The organism is Pseudopedobacter sp., from assembly GCF_040392825.1.
Lineage (GTDB): Bacteria > Bacteroidota > Bacteroidia > Sphingobacteriales > Sphingobacteriaceae > Pseudopedobacter.
Genome location: NZ_JBEBVH010000243.1, coordinates 1 through 5,856, shown reverse-complemented (window position 1 = coordinate 5,856; position 5,856 = coordinate 1). Strand labels below are relative to the sequence as shown.

Genomic DNA, 5,856 nt, shown 5'->3' with positions numbered 1-5,856 from the left:
TCAGAGACAGACTCTTAATCATCTTGTAAAGCAAGCTAAAAACACCGTTTATGGCCGGGATCATCATTTTGAAAGTATTAAAAGCTACGAAGACTTTAAGAAAAATGTTCCTGTTTCAGATTATGAAGATTTACGCCCCTATATAGACCGTGTAGTTAAGGGCGAAGAAAATATTCTCTGGAAGGGTAAACCTCTGTATTTTGCCAAGACTTCGGGTACAACATCGGGGGTAAAATATATTCCCATTTCTAAAGAATCTATGCCAGAGCATATAAAGGCTGCCAGAAATGCTTTACTTACCTATATCTATGAAACAGGAAAATCAGATTTTGCAGACGGGAAAATGATATTCCTTCAGGGAAGCCCGGAAATGGATAAAAAAGGAGGGATTTTTTTCGGGAGGCTTTCGGGAATTGTAGCACATCATGTACCAGGTTATCTGCAAAAGAACCGGCTGCCCAGCTATCAAACGAATTGTATAGAAGATTGGGAAGAGAAAGTGGATACCATTGTAGACGAAACCATTCATGAAGATATGCGTCTAATTTCGGGGATTCCACCCTGGTGTCAGATGTATTTCGACAGACTTTCTGCAAAAGCAGGTGGGAAAAAGATAAAAGATATTTTTAAGAACTTCAGCCTGTTTGTGTACGGTGGTGTAAATTATGAACCTTATCGGGCGAAAATAGAGGAAAGCATTGGCCGTAAGATAGATTCCATAGAAACTTATCCGGCTTCAGAAGGCTTTATAGCTTATCAGGATTCACAGAAAGAAAAAGGTTTACTTTTACTGGCAAACTCCGGTATTTTTTATGAGTTTATTCCATCCGAAGAATATTTTGATGAAAACCCAACAAGATTAAGTTTAGCAGAGGTAGAGCTGAATAAGAATTATGCTATTATTTTAAGCACAAATGCTGGTTTATGGGGATATTCTATTGGCGATACAATAAAATTTGTCTCAAAAAATCCGTACAAAATATTAGTAACCGGAAGAATAAAACATTATATTTCGGCATTTGGAGAACATGTTATTGGAGAAGAAGTAGAATATGCTTTGTTAAGCGCTGCAGAAGAGGAGGGGCTGGAGGTTACAGAATTTACGGTTGCACCACAGGTAAATCCGGCTTCCGGACAGCTGCCTTATCACGAATGGTTTATAGAATTCGCGAAGAGTCCTGAAGATTTGGAGGCTTTTAGATTAAAAGTAGATAAGCGTTTGCAGGAAAAAAATATCTATTATAGCGACCTTATTGAAGGAAAAGTATTGCAACCATTGGTTATTAGGCCTTTGCAAAAAAATGCCTTCATACAGATGATGAAGGCGGACGGCAAACTTGGCGGACAGAACAAAGTACCCAGATTAACAAATGATAGGGTTTTGGCTGATAAGTTAGGTGGTTATTTGTTATAGTATTTAAAGAAATTGGAAATTAGTAAAGTTAAAAATATAGCTATACTCGGATCTACCGGAAGTATTGGTACACAAGCTTTAGAGGTGATCCGCGCAAATAAAGATCTTTTTAAAGCGGTGGTGCTTACTGCACAATCCAATGCCGATTTATTGATAGCCCAGGCTTTAGAGTTTTCTCCTAAAGTTGTAGTTATTGTAGATGAAAGTAAATACGGACAGGTTAAAGAAGCATTAGCACATACTTCTACCGAGGTTAAATCTGGGGAAGATGCTTTAGCCGAAGTTGTGGTTTTACCCGAAATTAATGTTGTTTTAACAGCGGTAGTTGGTTTTTGTGGATTAAAGCCGACAATCTCTGCCATACAGGCAAAGAAGACCATTGCCCTGGCCAATAAGGAAACGCTGGTGGTAGCCGGAGATATTGTAACTGCTTTGGCTAAAGAAAATGGCGTGTCTATATTACCCGTAGATTCGGAGCATTCTGCTATTTTTCAGTGTTTGGTTGGAGAAAATGTTGCTGAAGTCGAGAAGATTTATTTAACAGCTTCAGGAGGGCCTTTTAGAGGGAAGAATATAGATTTTCTAAAAACTGTGACCTGTCATCAGGCTTTAAAACATCCAAATTGGTCTATGGGAGCGAAAATCACCATAGATTCGGCCTCTTTAATGAATAAAGGATTGGAAGTTATAGAGGCCAAGTGGCTATTTAATCTGGAAGTAGATCAGATCGATGTCATTGTACATCCGCAATCTATCATCCATTCCATAGCGCAGTTTAAAGATGGATCTATGAAAGCACAGATGGGATTACCGGATATGAAGCTCCCTATCCAGTATGCACTTACATACCCTGCAAGATTGCAAAATGATTTTAAACGCTTTAACTTTCTGGATTATCCTGCTCTCACATTTGAACCGGCCGATATGCAAACCTTTCGTAATCTGGCTTATGCTTTTGAAGCATTGCATAAAGGAGGAAACATGGCCTGTATTATTAATGCGGCGAATGAAGTGGTTGTAGCCGAATTTTTGAAAGAGCGTATAGGATTTTTACAAATGAGTGATATAATAGAGAGGTGTATGTTGAATGTGGATTTTGTGGAAAAACCTATATTAGAAGATTATTTCCAGACAGACAAAGACACTAGAGCTTATGCTTTGGATTTAGTAACGAATATTTAAGAAGCTAATTAATAGATGGACGTATTAGTAATGATTGGCCAGCTGCTGCTGGGATTGTCGATTTTAGTTGTATTACACGAGTTGGGACACTTTTGGGCTGCGAGAGCCTTTGGTATAAAAGTAGAAAAGTTCTATTTATTTTTCGATGCATGGGGCTTTAAGCTATTCAGCATAAATTATAAAGGTGTAGAGTATGGAATTGGCTGGCTTCCTTTAGGAGGATATGTTAAAATAGCAGGTATGATAGATGAGTCTATGGATACCGAGCAAATGAAACAAGAACCGCAACCCTGGGAATTCAGATCAAAACCAGCATGGCAACGTTTAATAGTAATGCTGGGAGGAGTCACAGTGAATATTATTCTGGGTATTTTTATATTCTGGATGATGACTTTTAAGTATGGTGATTCCTATATACCAAATAGTGCTTTAAAGTACGGTGTTGCACCTGGTGTTGTGGGTAAGGAGATTGGCTTTGAACCTGGCGATAAAGTAGTTGCTATAAATGGACAACCATTGCTTAAATACAACGATTTGATGTCTTCGGATGTTATCCTGGGTAACTCTGTAATAACAGTGGTAAGAGATGGTAAAGAGAAAGATCTTTCTGTCCCTCCGGGAATACTGAATACGATAGCAGATTACGGAATGCAGGAATTTGTAACGCCTCGTACTAAATTCTCTGTTGATTCTATAGTGAGTGGTATGCCCGCTGCCAAGGCAGGATTACAAAAAGGCGATGTCATTTTGGCTGTCAATGGAGCAGAAACCATATTCTTTGATCAGCTACAAAGTATTTTAAAAGCAAATCAAAATAAAAAAATCGAATTAACAGTAAGCCGCAAGGGACAAAACATTACCATACCGGTTACGGTAAGTAATGAGGGGACATTGGGCTTTTTACCTAAGCTTGATAATATTCCTTTTGAAACTGAATACTACGGCTTCTTTGAGTCATTACCGATTGGTGCTTCCAAGGCGTGGACATCTTTGGTCGATAATGCCAAAGGTTTAGGAAAGGTTGTGAAAGGAGAAGTAAAGGCGAATAAGGCTTTCTCCGGTCCGGTAGAAATAGCCCGTAAACTTTATGGTGGAACATGGGACTGGGTGAAATTCTGGAATATTACAGGCCTTTTATCTATGGCGCTGGCATTGATGAATTTGTTGCCAATTCCGGCTTTAGATGGGGGACATTCTCTGTTTTTATTGATAGAAATGATTAAGGGTAAGCCTTTAAGCGATAAATTCATGGAGAAAGCGCAGATCGTTGGATTCGTTTTACTGGCAACTTTGATGGTTTTTGTTTTGGGGAACGACATCTTTAAAGCGTTTATGAAGTAATTCATTGGTGTATTAGTTGAAATAGTCCTTCTTAAACCGGATCGTACAGACTTCAAATAGACCGTCGCCTGTTGTTTATAACGATTGGCTTCGGACGTGACAAATTGGGAGATTTCACTGTGTGCCAGGGGACTTCTTATATTTAAATCTAATAAATGAACTATTTTGAATTGTATGACATACCGGTTTCTTTTTCACCAAAGCAGGATTTGGTGAAAAAGAAATTCTATGCTTTAAGCAAAGAATTTCACCCGGATTTTTATGTCAATGAGTCGGAAGACCGTCAACGGGAAATATTGGACCTCTCAACAGAAAACAATAAGGCGTTCCAGACATTAAGCAATAAAAATAAGCTAGTTTCTTATGTGCTGAATTTGTATGGCGAGAAAACGGAAGGTGAGAAATACGATTTGCCTCAGGAATTTCTAATGGATATGATGGAAGTAAATGAAGCCTTAATGGAAATGGAGTTTGATTTTGATGCAGAAAAGCTAGCCGAGGTCAAGTCTCAAGTTGAGGAAATAGAAAAGAAACTGGATCATGAGCAGGAGGGGTTATTTATTGATTTTGAAACAGTTGCTGATTCCGAGAGAAAAGAGGTAATGAAAAAAATAAAGGATATTTATTTTCGCAAGAAATATTTGTTGCGAATTAGAGAATTGGTAGACGCGTTGGTCTCAAACACCAATATCTTCGGATGTGCCGGTTCGACCCCGGCTCTGGGTACAACTAAGCCTCTTAATGATAAATTAAGGGGCTTTTTTATGTTGCAGGTACAGATTCCGGTACACTTTTGTTTATTTTTTGTCTTTTATTTCCTGTTCTACTTACTTAATCCTTCTCTCTAAGTTGTTGATCTTAACAACAAGATAATTGTGACCTGGACTGTTTTTGTCACCTTCTTCAATATAGGAAGATCATTATATCTTATGTATTTCGGATTTTTTTATTGCCTATTACGTCAAAAGAAAATAGAAAAATTTATATATAGCTGGAAATAGCCTATATTGAGCTTATGGTATTATGATTAATACAATAACTAAGATTCTGATATATTATTAATGTATACAGTAAAGCATAATAGGGATAACCTCCGGTTTGAAATACATGAAGATGGAGAAATTGCATATTTGGAATACCGTTTCTACAAGAAGGATATTGCATTGATGCATACAGTTGTTCCCGATTTTATGGGCGGAAAGGGAGTTGCATCTGCATTAGCTGCATTTGCCTTTGAGTTTGCAAAAACGGAGAAGAAACCAGTGATGGTTTATTGCCCATTCGTAAGTAGTTATATCAAGAAGCATCCCGAGTTAAGGGAACAGCTGGATAAACAATATCATCCCTAAAGCACTTTGGGAATTCACTCCCCATTATTTAAAAGAGAGAGAACCATGCTTATAGTTTGATTTTTAGTTTACCCTAAAAATTAAAGTGACCAACTTTTTGGTTCAAAAGTAGTAGGTCGAAGGTTAGTGATTTATTACTTGAACTACGGATTTAACCAATATTTTAAGTTACTTTATAAATCCTTTTACTTTCAGATCTTGAATAATACGCTCATGAAGATAAGCCGTAAAAAAATCTAAAATGTTGGAAATAGTCTCTGCGGCATAAAAGCTTCGTATGATTATTTAAAAGGCTTTTTATTTGTGTATACAGTTTATAATAGACATTCAGGTAAAAAAGATTAGGATCATCAGACTTGGTTTTTACAATAAAGAATAAAGAAGAAAAGACCTATACCTCTAATAATGATTAATGTTAGGGTATCTATTGTTTTTTTGTAGACATTTTATAGGACAGTGCTCGGTATGGGAACGATTTATAAAATATTTTTAATGACCATTCCTAAAATAGCTGAAAACGCGATGAGCTGCGGCTCTGTTATTTTCTTTATATAGATTAAAACCAGGCTG

5 protein-coding genes are annotated in these 5,856 nt (G+C 37.2%); all 5 read left to right on the top strand.

Annotated elements, in window-relative coordinates:
- Nucleotides 1-1,414: GH3 auxin-responsive promoter family protein (locus ABWO41_RS14525; protein ID WP_353139546.1), on the top strand; the 1,414-nt coding region annotated here is incomplete at its 5' end.
- A gap of 12 nt (nt 1,415-1,426) precedes the next feature.
- Nucleotides 1,427-2,596, top strand: coding sequence for a 1-deoxy-D-xylulose-5-phosphate reductoisomerase (locus ABWO41_RS14520; protein ID WP_353139543.1), 1,170 nt, complete (start codon nt 1,427-1,429; stop codon nt 2,594-2,596).
- A 15-nt stretch (nt 2,597-2,611) separates the two neighbouring features.
- Nucleotides 2,612-3,937 (top strand): RIP metalloprotease RseP, encoded by a 1,326-nt coding sequence (rseP, locus tag ABWO41_RS14515; protein WP_353139540.1) that lies wholly within the window; start codon nt 2,612-2,614, stop codon nt 3,935-3,937.
- A gap of 155 nt (nt 3,938-4,092) precedes the next feature.
- A complete protein-coding gene (locus tag ABWO41_RS14510) occupies nt 4,093-4,785 on the top strand; it encodes an iron-sulfur cluster co-chaperone HscB C-terminal domain-containing protein (RefSeq protein WP_353139537.1) in 693 nt (230 codons plus the stop codon).
- A 213-nt stretch (nt 4,786-4,998) separates the two neighbouring features.
- A complete protein-coding gene (locus ABWO41_RS14505; RefSeq protein ID WP_353139534.1) occupies nt 4,999-5,286 on the top strand; it encodes a GNAT family N-acetyltransferase in 288 nt (95 codons plus the stop codon).
- Nucleotides 5,287-5,856: the final 570 nt, after the last annotated feature.

What these genes read in the sequence shown, in the direction of transcription:
- rseP (WP_353139540.1), top strand. Translation starts at nt 2,612, where the DNA reads ATGGACGTATTAGTAATGATTGGCCAGCTGCTGCTGGGATTGTCGATT.
- ABWO41_RS14510 (WP_353139537.1), top strand. Translation starts at nt 4,093, where the DNA reads ATGAACTATTTTGAATTGTATGACATACCGGTTTCTTTTTCACCAAAG.
- ABWO41_RS14505 (WP_353139534.1), top strand. Translation starts at nt 4,999, where the DNA reads ATGTATACAGTAAAGCATAATAGGGATAACCTCCGGTTTGAAATACAT.